This window comes from Nocardioides sp. SR21, assembly GCF_022761125.1.
Lineage (GTDB): Bacteria > Actinomycetota > Actinomycetes > Propionibacteriales > Nocardioidaceae > Nocardioides.
Genome location: NZ_JAKWJR010000002.1, coordinates 143,478 through 165,554, shown reverse-complemented (window position 1 = coordinate 165,554; position 22,077 = coordinate 143,478). Strand labels below are relative to the sequence as shown.

The window sequence follows — 22,077 nt, the reverse complement described above, 5'->3', positions numbered from 1 at the left end:
ACGGCGGGACCCTCATTCGGTCGTAGGCTGCGCGGTCGTGAGCGACGACTACCGCACCGAGGCGACCCTGACCGGCAGCGAGCGCGAGCAGCTCGAGGCGTTCCTGCACGACAACCGCCAGGAGGTCGTCGGAGTGCTGGAGGGGCTCACCGAGGAGCAGGCGCGGCGCCGACTGGTGCCGTCGCTGACCTCGCCGCTGTCCATCGTGAAGCACGCGGTGTTCGTGGAGAAGGTGTGGTTCCACGCCTCGCTCGCAGGGCGGACCCGCGCCGAGCTCGGGATCCCGGAGGCGGCCGAGGAGAGCTGGTACCTCACGCCCGAGGACACCGTCGAGTCCGTGCTCGCGGAGTACCGCCGGGCCTGGGCGGAGGCCGACGAGATCGCCGCGGCGTACTCCCTCGACGACCTGGCGCTGCACAACCGGCGGGGTCCGCTGACGCTGCGATGGATCTACGCTCACATGATCGAGGAGCTCGCCCGGCACGCCGGGCACGGCGACATCCTGCGCGAGCAGATCTTCCACGGAGACAACTTCGGCAGCTGACCCAACCGATCGGGCGGACGCGGCATCTCCTGCTGTGACCCGCTCGAGGAGGAGAACGATGGCGAGAGCCGTGACGGACGAGGAGTTCACCGAGTTCGTCCATGCCACCTGGCCGGGCCTGTACCGCACGGCGTACCTGATGCTGGGCGACCACGGCCTCGCCGAGGACCTGGTGCAGACCGCGCTCGCCAAGACCTACGTGTCGTGGCGCAAGGTCCGCGACCGCGAGGCCGCGCCGGCGTACGCCCGGGTGGTGCTCGCGAACACCGCCGCCGCGTGGTTCCGCAAGCGCGGCTGGCGCAACGAGCGCCCGACCGAGACGCTCCCCGATGCCGGCGTCGAGCACGACCCGACCGACCACACCGCGCTCGCCGCGGCTCTGCAGGACCTCGCGCCGCGACAGCGGGCCGTGGTCGTGCTCCGCTACTACGACGACCTCAGCGTCCGCGAGGTCGCCCAGGCCCTCGGCATCTCCGAGGGCACCGTGAAGAGCCAGACCTCCGACGCGCTCGCCCGGCTGCGGCTGCAGCTCGGCGACGAGGTCGTCCCGACGACCCTGCCGATGACGGAGGGAGCCCGCCATGACTGAGCGCCTGACGATGCTGTTCCACGAGGAGGCGTCGACGATCGACGTCCCGGTGCCGCCCGCCGACGCGGTGCTCTCCCGCGGCCAGGGCCTGCGCCGCAAGCGCCGTACCGTGACCGCGGTAGTCGGTGCGGTCGCCGCCGTCGTGCTGGTCGGTACGACGCTGACGGTTGCCGCGACCCTGCGCGGCGACAGCCAGCTCGAGCCCGCGGACCTCCCCCAGGAGGCGGCCTACCAGCAGCTCGGCGCCTGGGCGCGTGGCGACGAGGTGCACGTGGGCAACCACGTCGCGGTCGTGCCCGGCATCAGGTCGCTGCAGTACACCTCGCTGGGCGCGCTCGTCATCTCCTCCACCGATGACGCAGCGGCGTTCAGCGGGGCGACGCTGGTCAGCCCGGACGGTACGACCCACGAGCTTCCCTACCCCGGCATCGCGGTCGACGCGGCCGCCAGTCCGGAGTCGTCGTACGTCGCGTACGCCGACGTGGTCGACGCGGACACGTGGCGACTCTCCATCGTCGACCTCGCAAGCGGTGGGCTCGTCTACACGAGCGACCCGATGCACCTCGGCAAGTTCGACTCCGCCGACATCGTGGCACTCACCGGGGACCTGGTGACGTTCTACAAGAACCACGAGGTCACGAGCATGGACGTGCGCAGCGGCGACCTCGTGCCGCTGCCGGACCAGGGGCTCTTCGGACAGTCGGGCCTGGCTGACGGCAGCTTCGTGACGTCCGACGAAGCCGGGTGGCAGGTTCGGTCCCGGGACGACGGAGCCGTGCTGTTGTCGGTTCCGTACGGACTGGGCGGTCGCTACGACCAGTCCTCCATCTCCCCCGACGGGGCGTGGCTGAGCGTCTCGACCACGGACGGGATGCGCGTCTACGAGGTCGCGACCGGCGACTTCGTCGACCTCCCCGGGGACCGCGACGTCGAGGACTACGGCTGGACGCCGGACGGCCACCTCCTCGGGAAGCGATATCCGAACGCCGCGTCGGAGGTCGAGGTGTGCGACCCCGCCACCGGGACGTGCACCGGGCTCGGCCAGGAGGTCACCAGTGAGATCCTGCTCGTGCGCGCGCCCGGGACCGGCGCCGCGCTCTGACCAACCGAACGGCTGGTCGACGCGTCTTCTCGGGTGACCCGCTCGAGGAGGATCGATGGCGACACCGATGACGGACGAGGAGTTCACCGAGCTCGCGCATGCCGCGTGGCCGGGGCTCTACCGCACGGCGTACCTGTTGCTCGGCGACCACCAGCTCGCCGAGGACCTGACCCAGACCGCACTGACCAAGACGTACGCCGCCCGGCGCAAGATCAAGGATCCGGCCGCGGCGCCGGCGTACGCCCGGGTCGTGCTCGCGAACACCGCGACCACGTGGTTCCGGCGCCGGTCCTGGCGCAACGAGCTGCCGACCGAGATCCTGCCCGAGGGCGGCCTCGACCGGGACCTGAGCACCGGCCCGGCGGTCGTCGCCGCACTCGCCACGCTCCCTCCCCGCCAGCGCGCCGTGATCGTGCTGCGCTACTACGACGACCTCAGCGTCCGTGAGGTCGCCCACGCTCTCGGCGTCTCCGAGGGCACCGTGAAGAGCCAGACCTCCGACGCGCTCGCCAAGCTGCGAGCCGTCCTGGGCGATGACGTCGTCCCTGCGACCGAGGGAGCCCACCATGACTGACCGACTGTCCGCCCTCCTGCACGACGGCGCCGACGCGATCGACGTCCCGCCGATGCCGGGTGACCTCGTCGCGTCCGGGCGTCGCGAGGAGCGCCGCCGGCGCACGCGTACGGCGCTGGTGGGCGCGGTCGCCGCGGTGCTCGTGGTCGCGGGTGCCACCGTCGCCGTGGATCGCTGGCGCGACAGCGACGACTCGATCCAGCCGGCCGACGAGGTGGCCTACCAGCAGCAGGGAGCCTGGATCGCGGACGAGGTCGTCCACATCGGCGACCGCACCGTCGAGGTGCCGAACGCCGCTCAGGTCGTCTACACCTCGGAGGGCGCGATCGTCGCCACTCTCGACGACCCGACACAGCTCACCCTCGTCGAGCCCGACGGCGAGACGCGCGAGCTGGGCCACCTCGGCGCGATCGCCGTGGATGCCGGGTCTCCGGAGGTCGTCTACGCGGAGAAGGTCGAGGACCAGGACTACGTCCAGCTCCAGGTACTCGACCTGGCGACCCGCGAGACCCGTGCCCTCGGTGCACCGTACGAGTCGCAGGAGCTGCCGATGCTCGGTCGCAGCGACCGGTACGTGATCCTCAACCAGGGCGAGCTGATGGTCGCGATGGACCTGGACACCGGCGACGTGACGCGGATGCCACAAGAGGAGATCGGGTTCTCGGTGGACTGGGGCTTCGGCCCGGCCGGCTACATCACGTCACCCGATGCCGAGAAGGTGCCCATCCGCATCACCCAGTGGCATGTGCGGTCGATGCCCGACGGCGACCTGGTCGGGTCGTACCCGGACGCCGGCGGGCAGTTCGCCACGGTCTCCCCCGACGGGCGCTACCTGCTCACCACGGGCGAGACGTCGGCGTACGTCTACGACGTCGTCAGCGGCGAGCGTCTGCCCCTGGAGCTGACGCTCTCGGCCGAGCGACAGACCGGCTGGTCCCCCGACGGCCACGTGCTGACCGTCGGCGACCAGGGCACGGTCGAGGTGTGCGAGCCGAGCACGGGCGACTGCTCCGACACCGGCCAGTCGGCGGGACAGAACCTCAGCATGGCAGGCGGGTCGTTCAACTCGTGGTCGTAGGGCCGTTCTCCAGGAGCTCCTTGAAGCCGTCCTCGTCGAGGATCGGGACGCCCAGCTGCTCGGCCTTGTCGGCCTTGGAGCCGGCGCTCTCCCCGATCACGACGTAGTCGGTCTTCTTGGAGACCGAGCCGGCCGCCTTGCCGCCGCGGGCCAGGATCGCCTCCTTGGCGGAGTCGCGGCTGAAGTCGACCAGGGAGCCGGTGACGACGACGGTGAGGCCCTCGAGCGTGCGCTCGACGGACTCGTCGCGCTCGTCGGCCATCGAGACCTCGGCGGCGGCCCACTTGTCCACGATCTCGACGTGCCAGGGCTCCTTGAACCACTCGATCACCGCCTCGGCGATCGTCGGGCCGACGCCCTCGGCCGCGGCCAGCTGCTCCTCGGTGGCGGCCCGGATCGCCTCCATCGAGCCGAACTCGGTGGCCAGGGCACGGGCGGCGGTCGGGCCGACGTGCCGGATCGACAGCGCGACCAGCACCCGCCACAGCGGCACCTGCTTGGCCTTGGCCAGGTTGTCGAGCAGCCGCTGGCCGTTCGCGCTGAGCTGCGGACCCTCCTCGCCCTTCTTGGCGGCACGGGTGAAGAGGGGCGCCGCCAGCACCTTCTCGACCGACAGGTCGAAGACGTCGCCCTCGTTGCCGATCGCGCCGGCGTCGAGCAGGGCGACCGCGGCCTCGTAGCCGAGGCCCTCGATGTCGAACGCGCCACGACCCGCGACGTGGAACACCCGCTCCCGCACCTGCGCGGGGCAGAACTGGTGGTTGGGGCAGCGGCGGTCCTTGTCGCCCTCCTTCTGCTCCACCAACGTCGTGCCGCACGCGGGGCAGTCGTCGGGCCCGACCCACTCGGGCAGCCCCTCGGGGCGCAGCGCGAGCACCGGGCCGAGGATCTCCGGGATCACGTCGCCGGCCTTGCGCAGGATCACGGTGTCGCCGGGGCGGACGTCCTTGCGCTGCACCTCGTAGTAGTTGTGCAGGGTGGCGTTCTCGACGGTCGAGCCGGCGACCAGCGTCGGCTCCATGACGCCGTACGGCGTGACCCGGCCGGTGCGGCCGACGTTCACCCGGATCTCGAGGAGCTTGGCGTTGACCTCCTCAGGTGGGTACTTGAACGCGATCGCCCAGCGCGGCGCCCGGCTGGTCGAGCCGAGCCGGCGCTGCAGCGCGACGTCGTCGACCTTCACGACCACGCCGTCGATCTCGTAGGGGACGATCGTGTGCCGGTGCTCCCCGGCGTTCTCGATGTAGGCCTCGACGTCCTTGAGCGTCGGGACGACCTTCACCTTCTCGCTGATCGGCAGGCCCCAGGCCCGCAGCGCGTCGTACGCGTGCGACTGGGCCTTCGGCTCGAAGCCGCGGCGCTCACCGATGCCGTGGCAGACCATGTCGAGCGCGCGCGACGCGGTGACCCGTGGGTCCTTCTGGCGCAGCGAGCCGGCAGCGGAGTTGCGGGGGTTGGCGAACGGCGCCTTGCCGGCGTCCAGCAGGGAGGCGTTGAGCCGTTCGAAGGCCTCGACCGGGAGGAAGACCTCGCCGCGGACCTCGACCAGCTCGGGCACCGGGAACTCGTCGGTGCCGGTGAGGCGGTGCGGGATCGAGGCGATCGTCTTGACGTTCGGGGTGACGTCCTCGCCGGTCGTGCCGTCGCCGCGGGTCAGCGCCCGGACGAGCCGGCCGTCCTCGTAGAGCAGGTTGATGGCGAGCCCGTCGACCTTGAGCTCGCAGAGCAGCTCGGGCTTCTCGACGCCGTCGCGCGCCAGCCGGGCGAACCACGACTCGAGCTCCTCGAACGAGAACGCGTTGTCGAGGCTCTCCATCCGGCGCAGGTGGGCGACGGCGGTGAACTCGGTCGAGACCGCGCCCCCGACCTTCTGCGTGGGCGAGTCGGGCGTCCGGAGCTCGGGGAACTCCTCCTCGAGGACCTGGAGCCGGCGCATCGTCTTGTCGTAGACGGCGTCGTCGATGGTCGGGCTGTCGAGCACGAAGTAGCGCCAGCGCGCCTCCTCGATCTCCTCGGCCAGCCGTTGGTGCTCCGCGCGTGGGTCGGTCAGGTCGCTCACGGGCCCATTCTGCCGGTCGTCGCCGACAGCCCCCGGGAGAGGGAGAACCCACGCTCCGGTCTAGACCACTTCAGGGCGGGACGGGAAGAAACCTGAGAAATCCCGGTTGGTCAGGAATGGGGTCGGGATCTACGCTGTTCCCGATGAAACGAAACCGTTTCGTTTCATCCAGGTGAACGACGACCGAACGAAGGAACCATGACCCCCATCGAGCGGCCCCGCGTCGTGGGCGATCGCGAGCAGGAGATCCTGGTCGCGACCCTCGAGGTGCTCGCCGACGTCGGTTACGACCGGCTGACGATGGACGCGGTCGCGACCCGGGCGAAGGCCTCCAAGGCCACGCTCTACCGACGGTGGACCAACAAGGTCAGCCTGGTCATCGAGGCGCTCCAGCACAGCAAGGCGCCGCACGACGTCCCCGACACCGGATCGCTGCGCGAGGACCTGCGGGCGGCGTTCTGCGGGGTCGGCGGCCTCGCCGATGCCGAGTCGGTGGCGAGTTTCTCCAGCGTCCTGACCGCGATCACCCGCGACGCCGAGTTCGCCGAGGCGTTCCGGCGCGACGTGATCGGCCCCAAGCTCGCGTTCTCCCAGGAGATCTGGCGGCGGGCCAAGGCACGCGGCGAGCTCCGCGAGGACGTCGACCTGTCCCTGCTCGAGCCGGCCCTGGCCGGGATCGTGCTGCACCGCGTCTTCCTGCTGGGCGAGATGCCGACGCCCGACCTGATCACCCGCGTGATCGACCAGATCATCCTGCCGGCCGCCACCCGCGCCCCGGCCCCGTCCCACTGAACCCTCACGAAGGATCCCTCATGACCGACGTAGCCAGCGCCACGAGCACCGGCGCCGGAAAGAAGCAGCACCTCGGATGGGCGCTCGTGCTCATCTCGGTGGCGCAGCTCATGGTGGTGCTCGACGGCACCATCGTGAACATCGCGCTGCCGTTCATCCAGACCGACCTGGACATCACCCCGGAGAACCTGACCTGGGTCGTGACCGGGTACGCCCTCGCCTTCGGCAGCCTGCTGCTGCTCGGCGGCCGCCTCGGTGACCTGTACGGCCGGCGCAAGATCTTCATGATCGGCCTCGTCATCTTCGGCGTGGCCTCCCTGCTCGGTGGTCTCGCGAACAGCGAGGCCACGCTGCTCGCCGCCCGGGCCCTCCAGGGCCTCGGCGCCGCGCTCGCCTCCCCCGCCGCGCTCGCCCTGATCGCGACGACGTTCCCCGCCGGCCCCGCCCGCAACCGGGCCTTCGCGGTGTACGCCGCGATGTCCGGCGTCGGCGCCGCGGTCGGCCTGCTGCTCGGCGGCTGGCTGACCGGCCTGAGCCCCGAGATCTTCGGCACGACCGTCGAGGGCTGGCGGCTGACCCTGCTGATCAACACCCCGATCGGCATCGTGACCGCGCTGCTCGCGCCGCGCTTCCTCAGCGAGTCGGAGTCCCACCCGGGTGAGCTCGACCTGCCCGGCGCCGTCACCGGCACCCTCGGCCTCCTCGGCCTCGTCTACGGCATCAGCCGGGCCGGCACCGACGGCTGGACCGACCCGTGGACCCTCGCCAGCCTCGGCGCCGGCCTGCTGCTGCTCGCGACATTCCTCTTCATCGAGAGCCGCGTCGAGCACCCGCTGCTGCCGACGCGGGTGTTCGCCAACCGCACCCGCGCGGCGAGCTACCTGGCGATGTTCTTCGCCCCCGCCGCGATGTTCGCGATGTTCTTCTACCTCAGCCAGTACATCCAGTCGGTCATGGGCTACAGCTCGATCGAGGCCGGCGTCGCGTTCCTCCCGTTCTGCATCGGCCTGGTCATCGCGGCCGGCATCTCGTCGAACCTCATCAACCGGGTCGACCCGCGCATCCTGGCCGGCGTCGGCACCCTGATGGCGGCGGTCGCGCTGTTCGGCTTCTCGCGGATCCCGCACGACACCTCGCTGCCGATCCAGGACGCCGCGGCGAGCTACTGGACCGACCTGTTCCCGTACATCCTCGTGATGGCGCTGGGCATGGGCGCGACGTTCGTCCCGCTGACCCTGACCGCGGTGCACCACCTGCGCGCCGAGGACTCGGGCATCGGCTCCGGCGTGCTGAACACCATGCAGCAGGTCGGTGGCGCGCTCGGTCTCTCGCTGCTCGCGACCATCGCCAGCCAGACGATGGACGACCTGAAGGCGACCATCGCGGCGGCCGTCCCCGACGGCGCTCAGGCAACGCCCGAGCAGCTGGCGACGGCGGGGCAGCAGATCTTCGCCGCAGGTGCGAGCGACGCGTTCCTGTTCGGCGCCGGCCTGATGCTGCTCGCCTCGCTGGTGACGTGGATCTTCCTCAACGTGAAGCACGAGGAGCTCGCCACCGACGGCCCCGAGGGCGGCGTCCACATCGGCTGATCCTCTCCCCCGCACGACGACCCGCCCGAGCGCTCGGGCGGGTCGTCGTCATTTCGAGGAGGGTCAGGCCGTGAGCGCGTCCTCGATCGCCTTGATGAACGCCGGCAGGTCCTCCGGGCTGCGGCTGGTGATGAGGTTGCGGTCGACGACGACCTCGTCGTCGGTCCAGGTGCCACCGGCGTTGCGTACGTCGTCGGCCAGCGTGTGGAAGCTCGTCAGCTGACGCCCGCGCGCCAGGCCGGCGGAGACCAGCAGCCACGGCCCGTGGCAGATCACGGCCAGCGGCACCCGCCGCTCCATGACGTCGCGCGCGATGTCCTGCGCCCGGCTCTCGACGCGCAGCCGGTCGGCGTTGACGGTGCCGCCCGGCACCACGAGCGCGCTGATGGAGCCCGGGTCGAGGTCGTCGAGCGAGCCGTCCACGTCGATCTTCTGCGTGGGCTCGGTGTCGCCCTGGACGAGCTGCACCGGGTCGCCGCTGACCGAGTAGATGGTCACGGTCGCACCCGCGGCCCGCAGCTGATCGCGCGGTTCGACGAGCTCGGGCTCCTCGACGAAGTCGCTGACGATGATGGCCACGGTCTTCCCGGAGAGGTCACTCATGCCAGGAGCGGTACCCACACGGCGTCGCGTGATTACAGGTTCCCGGCGGCCTTCCGCAGCACGGCCAGCGCGGTCCGCACCCACGTGGGCGACGCGCCGGCGAGCCCGCAGGACGGCGTCAGCACCAGTCGCTCGGTCACCTCGCCGGGATCCAGGCCGAGCATGTCGAGCCACCGCAGCACCGACTCCGTGACCCGCGCGTCGGTCGGGTCGGTGGCCGGATCGGTGCCGGGCACGACGCCGAGCGCGACCGTGTCGCCGGCCTCGAGCGCCTCCGCGAGCGCGTCGTGGTCGGCCGCCGACAGGAGCGACAGGTCGACCGAGAGCCCGCGTGCGCCGGCGCCGCGCAGCAGGCCGAGCGGCGTGCCGGGCGCGCAGCTGTGCACCCACGCGTCGGGACCCGCGGACTCCAGCACCCACCCCAGCGCCTCGGACGCCTCGGGCAGGTCGACGCTGCGGTGCTTGCCGAAGCCGGACGCGGTCGGCACCTGGGCGTTGAGGACGGCGGCGAGCGCGGGCTCGTCGACCTGCACGACGAGTCGCTCGATGCCGGGCAGCCGACGGCGTACGTCGCGGACGTGGTCGGCCAGTCCGTGGGCCACGGCCTGGGCGAGCTCGCGCCGGGCGCCGTGGTCGGAGAGCAGCTTGTCGCCCCGCGGCTTCTCGACGGTCGCGGCCAGCGTCCACGGGCCGCAGACCTGGATCTTGAACGTCCCGGTGAGGCCCTGACCCTGCTCCTCGAGCGCGTCGAGGTCCTGGGCGAGCAGGCTCCGCGCACGCCGGTGATCGACCCCGGGCGCGTCGGTGAGCCGCCACCCCGCCGGCTGGAGGTCGGCGCCGAGCTCGGCCATCACGGCGAGCCCGCGCCCGACCATGCCGGCGGTGACGCCGCGCCCGGGCACCTCGGGCAGGTGCGGGAGCTCGGTGAGTTCGCCGAGCACGATCCTCACGGCCTCGTCGAAGTCCTCGCCCGGGTACGACCCGACGCCGGTGGCGACCGTCATGCGGTCGTCGCGATCGTGGCCGAGCCGACGACGCGGCTGCCGTCGTACATCACCGCGGCCTGCCCCGGCGCGATGCCGTACGCCGGCTCGAGCAGCTCGATGTCGACGGTCTCGCCGACCCGCACCCGGGCCGGCAGCTCCTCGCCGTGGGCGCGCAGCTGGACGGTGCCGCTGAGCTCGCGCGGGACCGTGCCGCACCAGCGCGGCTTGATCCCGCTGAGCCGGTGCACGGCCAACCGCTCGCGCGGGCCGACCGTGACGGTGCCGGAGACCGGCTCGATGTCGAGCACGAAGCGGGGCTTGCCGTCCGCGGCCGGGACGCCGAGCCGCAGCCCGCGGCGCTGGCCGATCGTGAACGCGTAGGAGCCCTCGTGCGAGCCGACGACCGCGCCGGTCTCGTCGACGATGTCGCCGCTGTGGTTGGGCGCGCGATCGCCGAGCTTCTCGCGCAGCCAGCCGGCGTTGTCGCCGTCGGCGACGAAGCAGATGTCGTGGCTGTCCGGCTTGTCCGCGACCAGCAGCCCGCGCGCGGCCGCCTCACGGCGCACCTCGGCCTTGGTCGAGTCGCCGAGCGGGAACAGCGAGTGCCGCAGCTGCTCCTGGTCCAGGACGCCGAGCACGTAGGACTGGTCCTTGCCGTGGTCGACCGCTCGGTGCATCTCGATCAGGCCGTCGGCGCCCGTGCGCAGCTGCGCGTAGTGCCCGGTCGCCACCGCGTCGAACCCGAGCGCCAGCGCGCGGTCGAGGACGGCGGCGAACTTGATCTTCTCGTTGCACCGCAGGCACGGGTTCGGCGTGCGCCCGGCGGCGTACTCGTCCATGAAGTCCTCGACCACGTCCTCGTGGAACCGCTCGCTCAGGTCCCAGACGTAGAAGGGGATGCCGATCACGTCGGCGGCGCGGCGCGCGTCGTTGCTGTCCTCGATCGTGCAGCAGCCGCGGGCGCCGGAGCGGTACGACGCGGGGTTGCGCGACAGCGCCAGGTGGACCCCGGTCACCTCGTGACCGGCCTCGGCGGCGCGGGCCGCGGCGACGGCGGAGTCGACGCCGCCGGACATGGCAGCGACGATCCTCATCGCTTGGCTGCCCTGGCCCGGTCGACGACGGGTCCGATCGCCTCGACGACGGCGTCCACGTCGGCCTGGGCCGAGGTGTGGCCGAGCGAGAAGCGCAGCGAGTGGCGTGCGGCCTCCTCGGTGCAGCCCATCGCGAGCAGCACGTGCGAGGGCTGGGGTACGCCGGCCGAGCACGCCGATCCGGTCGAGCACTCGATGCCGCGGGCGTCGAGCAGCATCAGCAGCGAGTCGCCCTCGCAGCCCGGGAAGCCGAGGTGCGCGTTGCCCGGGAGGCGGTTCACCGGGTCGCCGTGCAGGTGTGCCTCGGGCACCACCTCGATCACCCGGCGCACGAGGTCGTCGCGCAGCGCGCTGATGCGCGACGCGTGCTCGGCCTGGTGCTTCACGGCGAGCTCGACCGCGGCGGCGAAGCCGGCGATCGCGGGGGTGTCCAGGGTGCCGCTGCGGATGTCGCGCTCCTGGCCACCTCCGTGGACCAGCGGACTCACGGCCACCTCGCGGCGCACGACGAGCGCACCCACGCCGTACGGCCCACCGAGCTTGTGGCCGGTCAGGGTCAGTGCGTCGACGCCGGAGGCCGCGAAGTCGACCGGCACGTGGCCGACGGCCTGGACGGCATCGGTGTGGACCGGGATGCCGTGCTCGGCGGCGATCGCGACGATCTCGTCGATCGGCTGCACGGTGCCGACCTCGTTGTTGGCCCACATCACCGAGATCAGCGACACCGGGCGCTCGGTCACGAGCGTCCGCAGCTGGTCGAGGTCGACGCGGCAGGCCGCGTCGACGGCGAGCAGGCGGACCTCGGCCTCGTCGCCGTCCTGGAGCCAGTGCACGGGGTCGAGCACCGCGTGGTGCTCGACGGAGGAGGTGATCAGCCGGGCGCCCGGACCGAGCTCGGCCGCGCGGGCCCAGTGGATGCCCTTGACCGCGAGGTTGTCCGACTCGGTGCCGCCGGAGGTGAACACGACCTCGCCGGGGCGGCAGTTCAGCGCCTGGGCGATCTGCTCGCGCGACTCCTCGACCACCCGGCGCGCGTGCCGACCGGAGGCGTGCAGCGAGCTCGGGTTGCCGACGTCGAGCAGGTGCGCCGTCATCGCCTCCACCGCCGCGGGGACCATCGGGGTGGTCGCGGCATGGTCGAGATAGACGGTCGGGCTGTTCATCGCACCCACCAGCGTACGGCGTACCGCCGGGCGGGCATGCGAACGGCCCGGTGCCGGAGCACCGGGCCGCACGTGGTGACTACCTGGTGACTACCTGGTGACTACTTGGTGGCCGTGATGGTCCCGAGCGTCGACGGGGCGCCGTCAGCGAGGGCGCACCCGAACGGGGAGCTGGGCACCGGGTTGCCGTTCTGGTCGTTGGCGTTGAACGTGAACGCCTGCGGGGCCTTCACGACGTACTTGCCCGGCTTCTTCAGCGTGAAGCCCTTGGCGGTCCCCTTAGCCTTGAGCGTCATCGCGCCGCTCTCCGGCACGTCGGTCCGCGGGATCTTCACGTTCGCGAGCGGGACCTTGGTCTTGCCGACGGTGTACTTGATGTCACTCGCCGAGCCGGAGAGGGCCGAGATGCCGAGAAGGTCGCGCATCGAGCCGACCAGCCCCTCCGGGACCACGACGACCATGTTGACCGGCCGGTCCTTGACCTTGGTGCCCTTCTTCACCTTGGTGGGCAGGTCCAGCTTGATCGTGACGTCCATGGCCTGGTCACCGAGGACGGTGGCGCAGGCGTAGCTGGTCTTCACCGAGACCGGCTTCGCCTGGGCCGGCGCTCCGGCGACGAGAACGGTGCTCGTGGCCATGGCGGCGGTCGCCGCGATGGCGGCGATGGTGCGTGCTGGCATGTGTGTACTCCTCCCGAGATGCCGCGGCCCCTCCCGGGCTACGGCTGTTCACTGAACATAACCAGCCGCCGCCGTCGGTAAACCGGTCCGGCGCGTTCGTGTCCCGCTACTTGCGGGCGACCTCCGCCACGACCGCCCGGTGGTCGCTGCCGGGCAGCTCCACCGTGTGCATCCCGAGCGCGGCGAGCCCCGGGCCGACCAGCACGTGGTCGATCTGCACCAGCGCCGGCAGCCCCACGCCGAGCACGTCGACCGTGCCGCTCGCGGGCCAGGTCGGCAGCCACCCCTGGTTCGCCAGCTCCCCCACGTCGCGGTAGCCGGCGTCGCTCAGCGCGCGCATCGGCGCGTGGTCGAGGGTCGCGTTGAAGTCGCCGACGAGCAGGTCCGGGTCGTGCTCGGCCACCGCCTCCTCGAGGATCGCGTGCTCCGCTGTCCACAGCTCGGGCTCGGTCGGCGCCCACGGGTGCACCGCCATCACGGTCAGGTCGCCCATCGTGACCACCCACCCGTCGTTGGTGGTGGCGAGCGGCTCGGCGCCGGCGAGCTCGGTCCTCGCGAACACCATGGTGCCGTCGCCGTGGGTCCCCGGCCCGCCGACGCGGTACGGCAGCAGCTCGGCCAGTCCGGCGCGGTCCATGTCCGCGAGGTCGGCGGCGGTGATCTCCTGCACCGCCAGCAGGTCGACCTCCTCCTCGGTGGCCCGTTGCACCAGGTCGATGCCGTCGGCCTCCCCCGACGAGATGTTCGCGGTCATCACCACGAGCGGCTCGGCGCCGGCCGCGGCCGGCGGGTTCGCCCCGGTCACCCGCGGCGCGAACCACCACGCGTGCAGCGCGAGCCCCAGCACCGCTGCCACCGCGACGACGGTGACCACCGAACGGACCCGCCGTCCGACGAGCAGCCGGCACCCGAGCAGGAGCGCGGCGGCGGCGTACAGGACGAGACCGAAGGGCGTGAACGCCTCGAGCTGGACCCAGAACCCGCTGTCGGGCTCCACGACCCGGGAGAACGTGAGCGCAGCGGCGGGGAGCAGCAGGAGCGCGACGATCCCCCAGAAGACCAGCTGCCGCGCTCGCACCCGGCAGAACCTACCGGTGGGACTGCAGCAGGCGGGCGCTCTCCCGCACCGCCGCGTCGTTGCGGCGCCCGGCCCGCGAGCCGGCCAGCTTGCCGCTGATGTGCTCGTCGACCGTGACCGGGTCGTAGAGCGGCGGGTGCGCTGCGTCCACGCAGCCGTCGAGCGGCGCGACGACCGCGCCCGGGTTGCCGTCGTGGAAGTACGCCGCGGAGCGCCGGCGCTCGATGGTCCCGTCGACGATCGGCGGCTTCACCCGGTGCAGCGTGGACTGCCAGCGCTCGTTGGTGAGCCGCGCGGTGAGGTCGCCGAGGTTCACCAGGAGTGCGCCCGGGTCGGGGCTGACGTCGTGCCAGGCGCCGTCGCGGTCGAGGACCTGCAGGCCGCGGACCGGGTCGGCCCACAGGATCGTCACGATCCCGAAGTCGGTGTGCTCGCTCATCCCCACGAGCTCCCCGTCGAGGTCGACGCCGGTGCCCGGCTCGAGGGCGTAGTTGTTCATCCGGAGCACCTCGATCGACGGCGCGGTCAGCCCCGGGAAGAAGCTCTCCGGCAGCCCCAGCGCGTCCCCGAGGATCCGGGTCATCGTGCGCGCCACCCGGCCGGCCTCGGCGAAGTACGACGTCACCTGCCGCTCGAACCCGGGCACGTCCGGCCAGGTGTTCTCGGCGAAGTGCTGCGGCGGCAGCTCCTGGCCGGGGTACTCGCTCGCGGCCCGGCCGACGTTGTAGGCCTCGAAGAAGTCGTTCATCCGGTTCGCCGGCTCGACCCCGAGACTGAGGCTCAGCGACTCGGTCCGGGGCGGCGTGTAGCCGCGGTTCTCGCACGCCGGCCGCACGTAGCCGCGCTTGGTGTCGGCCCCGAGCGCGAAGAACCCGTCCATCGCGTCGCCGAGCCCCTCGATCACCTCGGCCGGTACGCCGTGGCCGAGGACCTGCATGAACCCGATCTCGCGGCAGGCCGCGTCGACGTCGCGCGCGACCGCGGCCCGCTGCTCGGCGCTGCCGTCGTCGACGTACGCCGTGATGTCGATCCCCGGGACCCGGAACATGCGACTCAGGGTAGCTACCGTGTCGCCCGTGACCCGTTCGATCTGGCTCGCGGCCTGCGCCTGCCCGGCCACGACTTCCGGCCCGGCATCGCCCGGTGGGAGGGCCCGCTGCTCGAGATCAGCAGCGAGGAGGACCACTTCTTCGACAGCGCGGACGCGAGGAGGCTGCGGGCGCTGCACCCCGGCCCGGAGACCATCGTCATGCTGCCCGGCGGCACCCACGGCATCGACCTGCTCGACGGTCCCGACCAGGACCAGGTGCGCACCGCGATCGGAGACGTTCCTGGCGCAGACGCTGGGTTAGAGCAGGACCATGTCGTCGCGGTGGACGACCTCGCGCTCGTTGGAGCGGCCGAGCAGCTCCGGCAGCTCGTCGGCGTCGAACGTCACCAGGCCGCGCGCGACCGGGGTGCCGTCGGGCGCGACCAGGTCGACCGGGTCGCCGGCCACGAACGTGCCGGTGACGCCGGTGACGCCGGCCGCGAGCAGCGACGCGCGTCGCTCCACCACCGCCCGCACGGCGCCGGCGTCGAGCACCACCGCCCCCTTGGGCTCGGTCGCGTGCGCCAGCCAGAGCAACCGCGTGGGGCGGCGCCGGCCGGTCGCGTGGAAGAGCGTGCCGACCCGCTCCCCCGCCAGCGCCGAGGGGGCCAGCTCGGCCGAGGTGAGCACGACCGGGATGCCGGCGCCGGTCGCGATCCGCGCGGCGTCGACCTTGGTCTGCATGCCGCCGGTGCCGACACCAGCCGCACCGGCCTTGCCGATCCGGACATCGGCGAGGTCGTCCACCGACTCCACGTCGCTGAGCATCGTGCTCGCCGGATCGGCCGGGTTGGCGTCGTACAGCCCGTCGACGTCGGACAGCAGCACCAGCAGGTCCGCGTGCACGAGGTGCGCGACGAGCGCGGCGAGCCGGTCGTTGTCGCCGAACCGGATCTCGCTGGTCGCGACCGTGTCGTTCTCGTTGACGATCGGGAGCACGCCGAGCTCGAGCAGCTTCGCGAACGTCTGGTAGGCGTTGCGGTAGGTCGAGCGCCGGGTGACGTCGTCGACCGTGAGCAGCACCTGCCCGGCGATGACGCCGTGACGGGCCAGCTCCTCGGTGTAGCGGTGCACCAGCAGACCCTGACCGACCGAGGCGGCCGCCTGCTGGGCCGCCAGCGCCTTCGGCCGCCTCTTCAGCCCGAGCGGGGCGAGCCCCGCGGCGATCGCACCCGAGGAGACCAGCACGACCTCCGTGCCGTCGGCGCGGAGCTTGGCCAGCACGTCGACCAGGTCACGCACCCGAGCCGGGTCGATGCCGCCCGCGGCGGTGGTCAGGGACGAGGACCCGACCTTGACGACGACCCGCTTCGCGGCGGTCACCTCGGTGCGTGCGTTCATGCGTTTTCGGGGTCCCCGCGGAACCGCGGGCTGGAGGAGCGCAGCGGGGGAAGACCGCGATTTCGTGGGGTGATCATGCGTCGGGGTCTTGTTCTTCCCAGTCGGGGTCTTCGGCCGTGCCGATCTTGTACGACATCGGACCGTAGGTCTCCGGCTTGTCCAGCCTGCGGGCGACGTCGGCGCGGGTCTCGTTCTCCTCGCGCTCCGGCATCGCCTCGTCGATCGCCCGGCGGCGGCGGGCGGCCGGGCGGGAGTCGTCGAAGCGCTGGTCCTCGCCGCGACGGCTGAGGATCTCGGCACCCGCGTCGATGCTGGGCTTGAAGTCGAACACCACGGCGTTGTCGGGGTGGCCGATGAGGACGGCGTCGCCCTCCTCGGCACCGAGCTTGACCAGCCGGTCCTCGACGCCGAGCCGGTTGAGCCGGTCGGCGAGGAAGCCGACGGCCTCGTCGTTGCTGAAGTCGGTCTGCCGGATCCAGCGCTCGGGCTTCTCCCCGCGCACCACCCAGCCGTCCTGGGTCTGGGTGACGGAGAACTCGTCCTTGCCGTCGGCCGACGGCGGGCGCAGCACGATCCGGGTGGCCTCGACGACCGGCTTGGCGGCCCGCGCCGCATCGACGATCTTCGCCATCGCGAACGTCAGCTCGCGGGTGCCCTCGCCGGAGGCCGCGGAGATCTCGAAGACGTCCAGGCCGCGCTCGCGCAGCTCGTCGACGACGAACCCGGCGATGTCGCGCCCGTCCGGTACGTCGACCTTGTTGAGCGCCACCAAGCGGGGACGATCCTCGAGGCCGCCGTACCGGGAGAGCTCGTTCTCGATCACGTCGAGGTCGTCGACCGGGTTGCGGCCCGGCTCGATGCTGGCGCTGTCGATGACGTGCACCAGGGCGGCGCAGCGCTCGATGTGGCGCAGGAAGTCGTGGCCGAGGCCGCGGCCGTCGCTGGCGCCCTCGATCAGGCCGGGCACGTCGGCGACGGTGAACGTCGTGTCGCCCGCGGTCACGACGCCGAGGTTCGGGACCAGGGTCGTGAACGGGTAGTCGGCGATCTTGGGCCGGGCCCGCGAGATCGCGGCGATCAGGCTGGACTTGCCCGCGCTCGGGAAGCCGACCAGGCCGATGTCGGCCACGACCTTCATCTCGAGCACGATCTCGAGCTCGTCGCCGGGCTCGCCGAGCAGCGCGAAGCCGGGGGCCTTGCGCTTGGCCGAGGCCAGCGCGGCGTTGCCGAGGCCGCCGCGCCCGCCCTGGGCGACAACCAGCTCGGTTCCGGGGCCGACCAGGTCGGCGAGGACGTTGCCCTTCGGGTCGGTCACCAGGGTGCCGTCGGGGACGGGAAGCACCAGGTCGGAGCCGTGGCCGCCGTTCTTGTGGTCGCCCGCGCCGTGGCCGCCGTTCTCGGCGCTGCGCTTGGGGCTGTGGTGGTACGCCAGCAGCGTGGTGACGTCCGGGTCGACCCGGAGGATCACCGAGCCGCCCGGACCGCCGTTGCCGCCGTCGGGGCCGCCGAGCGGCTTGAACTTCTCACGGTGGACCGAGGCCACGCCGTGCCCGCCGCGGCCGGCGCTGACATGCAGCGACACCCGGTCGACGAAGGTGGGAACAGCCATGGTGCCTACTCTCTCGAAATGCCGAAGAGCGCCCCGGAATCGGGACGCTCTTCGAGGTGAAGCGTGGGTGCGAGCGTCAGGTCACTCGCCCGGGACGATGTTGACGACCCGACGACCACGACGGGTGCCGAACTCGACGGCACCGCCGACGAGCGCGAACAGGGTGTCGTCACCGCCGCGGCCGACACCGGCGCCCGGGTGGAAGTGGGTGCCGCGCTGACGGACGATGATCTCGCCGGCGTTGACGACCTGGCCGCCGTAGCGCTTGACGCCGAGGCGCTGGGAGTTGGAGTCGCGGCCGTTCTTGGTGGACGCCGCGCCCTTCTTGTGAGCCATCTCTTCAGTCCTTCGAGGGAGTCGTTGTCGTGATCAGTCGATCACGCGTTGATCGCGGTGACCTTGACCTGGGTGTACTTCTGGCGGTGACCCTGGCGCTTCTTGTAGCCGGTCTTGTTCTTGTACTTCTGGATGATGATCTTCGGGCCCTTGGTGGCACCGAGGATCTCGACGGTCACGGACGCCTTGTCGAGCGTCTTGGCGTCGGACGTGACCTTCTCACCGTCGACGACGAGAACCACCGGGAGCTGCACCGAGTCGCCAGCAGCCGTGCCGATCTTGTCGATCTCGATGACGTCGCCCACGGCAACCTTCTGCTGCTTCGCGCCAGCGCGCACGATCGCGTACACCGCGGTCTCCTTCGTCGGTACTGATGTTGTGTCTTGGTCTGGGGCGCAGCCGATTCGGGCGCCGCGCAGAAGTGGCACGCCGGAACGCACCGAGGGTCAATACTACGGACCTTGTGTCCCCACGGCAAAATCACCGCCCGCCCTGCGCGAGCTTGCTCGCGCAGCACAGAGGCCACCCGCAGCACCTCAGCGCTTGCGGGAGCCCTTCTTCTTGATCGGGACGTGCTCGACCGGGTGCGCGTCGGACTCCTCCGCGGCGCTCTCGGCGCTCTCGGCGCCCTCGGCGCCCTCGGCGGGCGCCTCGGCCGGCGGGCCGGCCGGACGGGTGGCGCTGCGACCACGCGTACGGGTGACGACCTTGGGCGGCTCGGGGGCAGCCGGCTCGGCGGCCTGCTCGGGCTCGGCGGCCTGCTCCGGCTCCGGTACGACGACCGGCTCGGGCTCGGCGGCCGTCTCGGGCGCGGCCGCGGGGCGGTTCGCGCTGCGGCGGCTGCGGCTGCGGGTCACGACCTTCGGCGCAACCGGAGCCTGCTCCTCCACGGACGCGACGGGCTCACCCACGACGGGCTCCCCCACGACGGGCTCCCCCACGACGGGCTCAGCCTCGACGGGCTCAGCGGCCTCGACCGGCGCCTCCACGACGGGCTCGGCCCCGGGCTCCACCTCGTGGCGCGGCATCGCGGCGACGTCCTTCGGCGACGGGGCCTTGCCGGAGTCCTTGCTGCCGGAGTCCTTGCCCGAGTCCTTGCCGCCGGAGTCCTTCTGGCTCTCCTGCTGGTCGCCACGACCACGGCCCCGGCTGCGGCGACCACCGCGACCGCGGTCGTCGTCGGCCTTCTTCGGCTCGACCGGGGTGTCCTGGATCACGACGCCGCGACCCTGGCAGTGCTCGCAGTTCTCGCTGAACGACTCGACCAGGCCGGTGCCGATCCGCTTGCGGGTCATCTGGACCAGGCCGAGCGAGGTGACCTCGGCGACCTGGTGGCGGGTGCGGTCGCGACCGAGGCACTCGACCAGCCGGCGCAGGACGAGGTCGCGGTTCGACTCCAGCACCATGTCGATGAAGTCGATGACGATGATGCCGCCGATGTCGCGCAGCCGGAGCTGGCGCACCATCTCCTCGGCCGCCTCGAGGTTGTTCTTGGTGACGGTCTCCTCGAGGTTGCCCCCGGAGCCGGTGAACTTGCCGGTGTTCACGTCGACGACCGTCATCGCCTCGGTGCGGTCGATGATCAGCGAGCCACCCGAGGGCAGCCAGACCTTGCGGTCCAGGCCCTTGGCGATCTGCTCCTCGATCCGGTACTCCGCGAACACGTCGGCCTTGCCGCCCTGGCCGTTCGCGCCGGGCTCGTACCGCTCGAGGCGGTCGGCGAGGTCCGGGGCGACGTGCTGGACGTAGCTCTGGACGGTCTCCCAGGCGTCGTCACCCTGGATGACGAGCTTGGAGAAGTCTTCGGTGAACAGGTCGCGGACGACCTTGAGGGTCAGGTCCGGCTCGCCGTACAGCAGCTGCGGTGCGTTGCCCTTGGCCTTGCCCTCGATGTCCTCCCAGCGGGCCTTGAGCCGCTCGACGTCGCGGGTCAGCTCATCCTCGCTGGCGCCCTCGGCCGCGGTCCGCACGATCACACCCGCGGTGTCCGGGACGATCTCCTTGAGCAGCGCCTTCAGGCGGCTGCGCTCGGTGTCGGGCAGCTTGCGGGAGATGCCGCTGGTGGTGCCGTCGGGGACGTAGACGAGGAACCGGCCGGCCAGGCTGACCTGGCTGGTGAGACGGGCGCCCTTGTGCCCGATCGGGTCCTTGGTGACCTGCACGAGCACCGACTGCCCTGAGGACAGCACCGACTCGATCTTGCGGGGCTGGCCGTCCTTGTGACCGAGCTGCGACCAGTTGACCTCGCCGGCGTACAGGACCGCGTTGCGGCCCTTGCCGATGTCGATGAACGCCGCCTCCATCGAGGGCAGCACGTTCTGCACCCGGCCGAGGTAGACGTTGCCGATCAGCGAGGTCTGCGACTCGCGGGCGACGTAGTGCTCGACGAGGACCTTGTCCTCGAGCACGCCGATCTGGGTGAGGTCCTCACGCTGGCGGATCACCATCACGCGGTCCACCGCCTCGCGGCGGGCCAGGAACTCGGCCTCGCTCACGATCGGGGCGCGGCGGCGGCCGGCCTCGCGCCCCTCGCGGCGGCGCTGCTTCTTGGCCTCGAGGCGGGTGGAGCCGGAGACCGCGGTGATCTCGTCCTCGGCCGAGCGGCGGCTGCGGACGCGGGTGACGGTGTTCTGCGGGTCGTCGGAGCCCTCGCCGCCGTCCTCGCCGCTACGCCGGCGGCGCCGGCGGCGGCGCGACGAGGTCTCGCCGCCCTCCTCCGCGCTGTCCTCGCCACCCGTCGCGGGCTCGTCGGCCTGGTCGGTGGAGTCGTCGGAGTCGCCCTCGGAGCTGTCGCCCTCGGAGCTGTCGCCGGGCTTGCGCCGGCGGCGGCCGCCGCGGCGACGGCGGCGGCGGGCCGGGCCCTCGCCGGTGCCCTCGCCCTGCTCGGTGCCCTCGGTGTCCTCGGTGCCCTCAGCGTCCTCGGCGTCCTCGGCCAGGTCGGCCGCGATCTCTTCCTCGGTCGGCTCCTCCGCCGGCTCCTCGACGGGCGCGGCGGCCTTCTTGGCCGCGGTCTTCTTCGCGGTGGACTTCTTGGCGGCCGCCTTCTTGGCGGGCTTCTTCGCCGGCTCCTCGGCAGGAGTCTCCTCCTCCGGGGCCTCCTCGGCCGCGGGCTCGGCCGCTGCGGACTTGCGGGTCCGGCGGGTGACGGTCGGGGCCGGCGGCGCCTGGAACAGCACCGCGGTGGCGGACGGCGCCTCGTCGGTCGTCTCGGCCACGGGCTCGACGGCGGGCTCGACGGCCGGCTCGACAGCGGGCTCGGCGGTCTTCTTCGCGGCCGCCCTCTTGGCGGTGGTCTTCTTCGCCGCGGCCTTCTTGGCCGGGGCCTTCTTCGCCGGCGGCTCGGTGCCCTCCAGCGTCGGCTGGTCGGGCTCCGCGACCTTCTTGGCCGCGGTCTTCTTCGCAGCGGCCTTCTTGGCCGGTGCCTTCTTGGCGGTCTTCTTGGCGGCGACCTTCTTCGCGGGCTTCGTCCCCTCTTCGGGGGCCGCGGCGGTCTCGCCGACCTGGATCTCGTCGGGCATGTGCTGCGCTCCTTGACCCGAAGCGCGTAGCGCTCGGGTGGTCCGACGCCCTCGGCCCGTGAACTCAGAGCCGGTGACGCAAAGCCTTCGTGTGGCGGCGACACCCTCCGCGGTGCGTCACTGGCGTCAACCCCACCCGCCTGCCGCGGTCGCTAGGCCTGGTGGGCCGCGTCGCGGTCTGGCGGACGTTCGTGCCTTCAGCGTGCCGGGCCACAGGGGGACCGGCGAGAACGTCGTCGGGTCGTTCCGGAC

Annotated in this window: 20 protein-coding genes; 7 read left to right on the top strand and 13 right to left on the bottom strand. The window is 72.0% G+C overall.

What is annotated here, in order from left to right:
• The first annotated feature begins 37 nt into the window (after positions 1-37).
• From MJ604_RS04070 to MJ604_RS04050, 5 genes are read left to right on the top strand one after another with little or no spacing between them, the layout of a single operon-like run.
• A complete protein-coding gene (locus tag MJ604_RS04070; protein WP_243057015.1) occupies positions 38-544 on the top strand; it encodes a DinB family protein in 507 nt (168 codons plus the stop codon).
• Positions 545-602: 58 nt separating this feature from the next.
• Complete coding sequence (locus MJ604_RS04065; protein WP_243057014.1) at positions 603-1,133, top strand: SigE family RNA polymerase sigma factor; 531 nt, start codon at positions 603-605, stop codon at positions 1,131-1,133.
• Positions 1,126-2,235: a hypothetical protein gene (locus MJ604_RS04060; protein ID WP_243057013.1), complete on the top strand. Its 1,110-nt coding sequence runs from the start codon at positions 1,126-1,128 to the stop codon at positions 2,233-2,235. Before MJ604_RS04065 ends, MJ604_RS04060 begins: the two co-directional genes overlap by 8 nt.
• A 55-nt stretch (positions 2,236-2,290) precedes the next feature.
• Positions 2,291-2,809, top strand: coding sequence for a SigE family RNA polymerase sigma factor (locus MJ604_RS04055; protein ID WP_243057012.1), 519 nt, complete (start codon positions 2,291-2,293; stop codon positions 2,807-2,809).
• Entirely contained in the window at positions 2,802-3,887 is a 1,086-nt protein-coding gene (locus MJ604_RS04050) for a hypothetical protein (protein WP_243057011.1), read from the top strand. Before MJ604_RS04055 ends, MJ604_RS04050 begins: the two co-directional genes overlap by 8 nt.
• Here MJ604_RS04050 and ligA read toward each other — a convergent pair.
• Positions 3,871-5,946, bottom strand: coding sequence for an NAD-dependent DNA ligase LigA (gene ligA / locus MJ604_RS04045; protein ID WP_243057010.1), 2,076 nt, complete (start codon positions 5,944-5,946; stop codon positions 3,871-3,873). The two genes, MJ604_RS04050 and ligA, sit on opposite strands and share 17 nt — an antisense overlap.
• A gap of 198 nt (positions 5,947-6,144) precedes the next feature.
• On the opposite strand from ligA, the gene MJ604_RS04040 reads away from it, so the two are divergent.
• Both MJ604_RS04040 and MJ604_RS04035 read left to right on the top strand, forming a co-directional pair.
• Entirely contained in the window at positions 6,145-6,738 is a 594-nt protein-coding gene (locus MJ604_RS04040) for a TetR/AcrR family transcriptional regulator (protein WP_243057009.1), read from the top strand.
• 20 nt (positions 6,739-6,758) lie between these two features.
• Positions 6,759-8,327: an MFS transporter gene (locus tag MJ604_RS04035; RefSeq protein ID WP_243057008.1), complete on the top strand. Its 1,569-nt coding sequence runs from the start codon at positions 6,759-6,761 to the stop codon at positions 8,325-8,327.
• Between the two features lie 63 nt (positions 8,328-8,390).
• On the opposite strand, the gene MJ604_RS04030 is transcribed toward MJ604_RS04035, so the two are convergent.
• The 12 genes from MJ604_RS04030 to MJ604_RS03975 form a co-directional block, all read right to left on the bottom strand.
• Positions 8,391-8,930 (bottom strand): type 1 glutamine amidotransferase domain-containing protein, encoded by a 540-nt coding sequence (locus MJ604_RS04030; protein WP_243057007.1) that lies wholly within the window; start codon positions 8,928-8,930, stop codon positions 8,391-8,393.
• Positions 8,931-8,962: 32 nt separating this feature from the next.
• Positions 8,963-9,934 carry a methionine synthase gene (locus MJ604_RS04025; RefSeq protein WP_243057006.1) on the bottom strand — a complete coding sequence of 324 codons (972 nt, stop codon included), beginning with the start codon at positions 9,932-9,934 and terminating at the stop codon, positions 8,963-8,965.
• Positions 9,931-11,010, bottom strand: coding sequence for a tRNA 2-thiouridine(34) synthase MnmA (gene mnmA / locus MJ604_RS04020; protein WP_243057005.1), 1,080 nt, complete (start codon positions 11,008-11,010; stop codon positions 9,931-9,933). Before mnmA ends, MJ604_RS04025 begins: the two co-directional genes overlap by 4 nt.
• Positions 11,007-12,173 carry a cysteine desulfurase family protein gene (locus MJ604_RS04015; RefSeq protein ID WP_243057004.1) on the bottom strand — a complete coding sequence of 389 codons (1,167 nt, stop codon included), beginning with the start codon at positions 12,171-12,173 and terminating at the stop codon, positions 11,007-11,009. The genes mnmA and MJ604_RS04015 overlap by 4 nt, the downstream gene beginning before the upstream one ends.
• 101 nt (positions 12,174-12,274) lie before the next feature.
• The gene (locus MJ604_RS04010; protein WP_243057003.1) at positions 12,275-12,853 is read right to left on the bottom strand and encodes a DUF6801 domain-containing protein; all 579 of its coding nucleotides are present in this window, start codon (positions 12,851-12,853) and stop codon (positions 12,275-12,277) included.
• A gap of 106 nt (positions 12,854-12,959) precedes the next feature.
• Positions 12,960-13,931, bottom strand: coding sequence for an endonuclease/exonuclease/phosphatase family protein (locus MJ604_RS04005; RefSeq protein ID WP_243057002.1), 972 nt, complete (start codon positions 13,929-13,931; stop codon positions 12,960-12,962).
• Positions 13,932-13,941: 10 nt separating this feature from the next.
• A complete protein-coding gene (locus MJ604_RS04000; protein ID WP_243057001.1) occupies positions 13,942-14,979 on the bottom strand; it encodes an isopenicillin N synthase family oxygenase in 1,038 nt (345 codons plus the stop codon).
• A gap of 300 nt (positions 14,980-15,279) precedes the next feature.
• Positions 15,280-16,362, bottom strand: coding sequence for a glutamate 5-kinase (proB, locus tag MJ604_RS03995; RefSeq protein WP_243057000.1), 1,083 nt, complete (start codon positions 16,360-16,362; stop codon positions 15,280-15,282).
• Positions 16,363-16,435: 73 nt separating this feature from the next.
• Positions 16,436-17,971: a GTPase ObgE gene (obgE, locus tag MJ604_RS03990; RefSeq protein WP_243056999.1), complete on the bottom strand. Its 1,536-nt coding sequence runs from the start codon at positions 17,969-17,971 to the stop codon at positions 16,436-16,438.
• An 81-nt stretch (positions 17,972-18,052) separates the two neighbouring features.
• On the bottom strand, positions 18,053-18,307 hold the full coding sequence (rpmA, locus tag MJ604_RS03985) for a 50S ribosomal protein L27 (RefSeq protein ID WP_243056998.1): 255 nt from the start codon (positions 18,305-18,307) through the stop codon (positions 18,053-18,055).
• 41 nt (positions 18,308-18,348) lie between these two features.
• Positions 18,349-18,657: a 50S ribosomal protein L21 gene (rplU, locus tag MJ604_RS03980; protein ID WP_243056997.1), complete on the bottom strand. Its 309-nt coding sequence runs from the start codon at positions 18,655-18,657 to the stop codon at positions 18,349-18,351.
• A gap of 186 nt (positions 18,658-18,843) precedes the next feature.
• Positions 18,844-21,825: an Rne/Rng family ribonuclease gene (locus MJ604_RS03975; RefSeq protein ID WP_243056996.1), complete on the bottom strand. Its 2,982-nt coding sequence runs from the start codon at positions 21,823-21,825 to the stop codon at positions 18,844-18,846.
• Positions 21,826-22,077 lie beyond the last annotated feature (252 nt).

Coding starts and splice junctions, on each gene's coding strand:
- MJ604_RS04035 (WP_243057008.1), top strand. CDS start 6,759: ATGACCGACGTAGCCAGCGCCACGAGCACCGGCGCCGGAAAGAAGCAG.
- MJ604_RS04050 (WP_243057011.1), top strand. CDS start 2,802: ATGACTGACCGACTGTCCGCCCTCCTGCACGACGGCGCCGACGCGATC.
- MJ604_RS04055 (WP_243057012.1), top strand. CDS start 2,291: ATGGCGACACCGATGACGGACGAGGAGTTCACCGAGCTCGCGCATGCC.
- proB (WP_243057000.1), bottom strand. CDS start 16,362: ATGAACGCACGCACCGAGGTGACCGCCGCGAAGCGGGTCGTCGTCAAG.
- MJ604_RS03975 (WP_243056996.1), bottom strand. CDS start 21,825: ATGCCCGACGAGATCCAGGTCGGCGAGACCGCCGCGGCCCCCGAAGAG.
- MJ604_RS04030 (WP_243057007.1), bottom strand. CDS start 8,930: ATGAGTGACCTCTCCGGGAAGACCGTGGCCATCATCGTCAGCGACTTC.
- MJ604_RS04040 (WP_243057009.1), top strand. CDS start 6,145: ATGACCCCCATCGAGCGGCCCCGCGTCGTGGGCGATCGCGAGCAGGAG.
- MJ604_RS04060 (WP_243057013.1), top strand. CDS start 1,126: ATGACTGAGCGCCTGACGATGCTGTTCCACGAGGAGGCGTCGACGATC.
- MJ604_RS04015 (WP_243057004.1), bottom strand. CDS start 12,173: ATGAACAGCCCGACCGTCTATCTCGACCATGCCGCGACCACCCCGATG.
- MJ604_RS04065 (WP_243057014.1), top strand. CDS start 603: ATGGCGAGAGCCGTGACGGACGAGGAGTTCACCGAGTTCGTCCATGCC.
- obgE (WP_243056999.1), bottom strand. CDS start 17,971: ATGGCTGTTCCCACCTTCGTCGACCGGGTGTCGCTGCATGTCAGCGCC.
- rpmA (WP_243056998.1), bottom strand. CDS start 18,307: ATGGCTCACAAGAAGGGCGCGGCGTCCACCAAGAACGGCCGCGACTCC.
- MJ604_RS04025 (WP_243057006.1), bottom strand. CDS start 9,934: ATGACGGTCGCCACCGGCGTCGGGTCGTACCCGGGCGAGGACTTCGAC.
- mnmA (WP_243057005.1), bottom strand. CDS start 11,010: ATGAGGATCGTCGCTGCCATGTCCGGCGGCGTCGACTCCGCCGTCGCC.
- MJ604_RS04010 (WP_243057003.1), bottom strand. CDS start 12,853: ATGCCAGCACGCACCATCGCCGCCATCGCGGCGACCGCCGCCATGGCC.
- MJ604_RS04000 (WP_243057001.1), bottom strand. CDS start 14,979: ATGTTCCGGGTCCCGGGGATCGACATCACGGCGTACGTCGACGACGGC.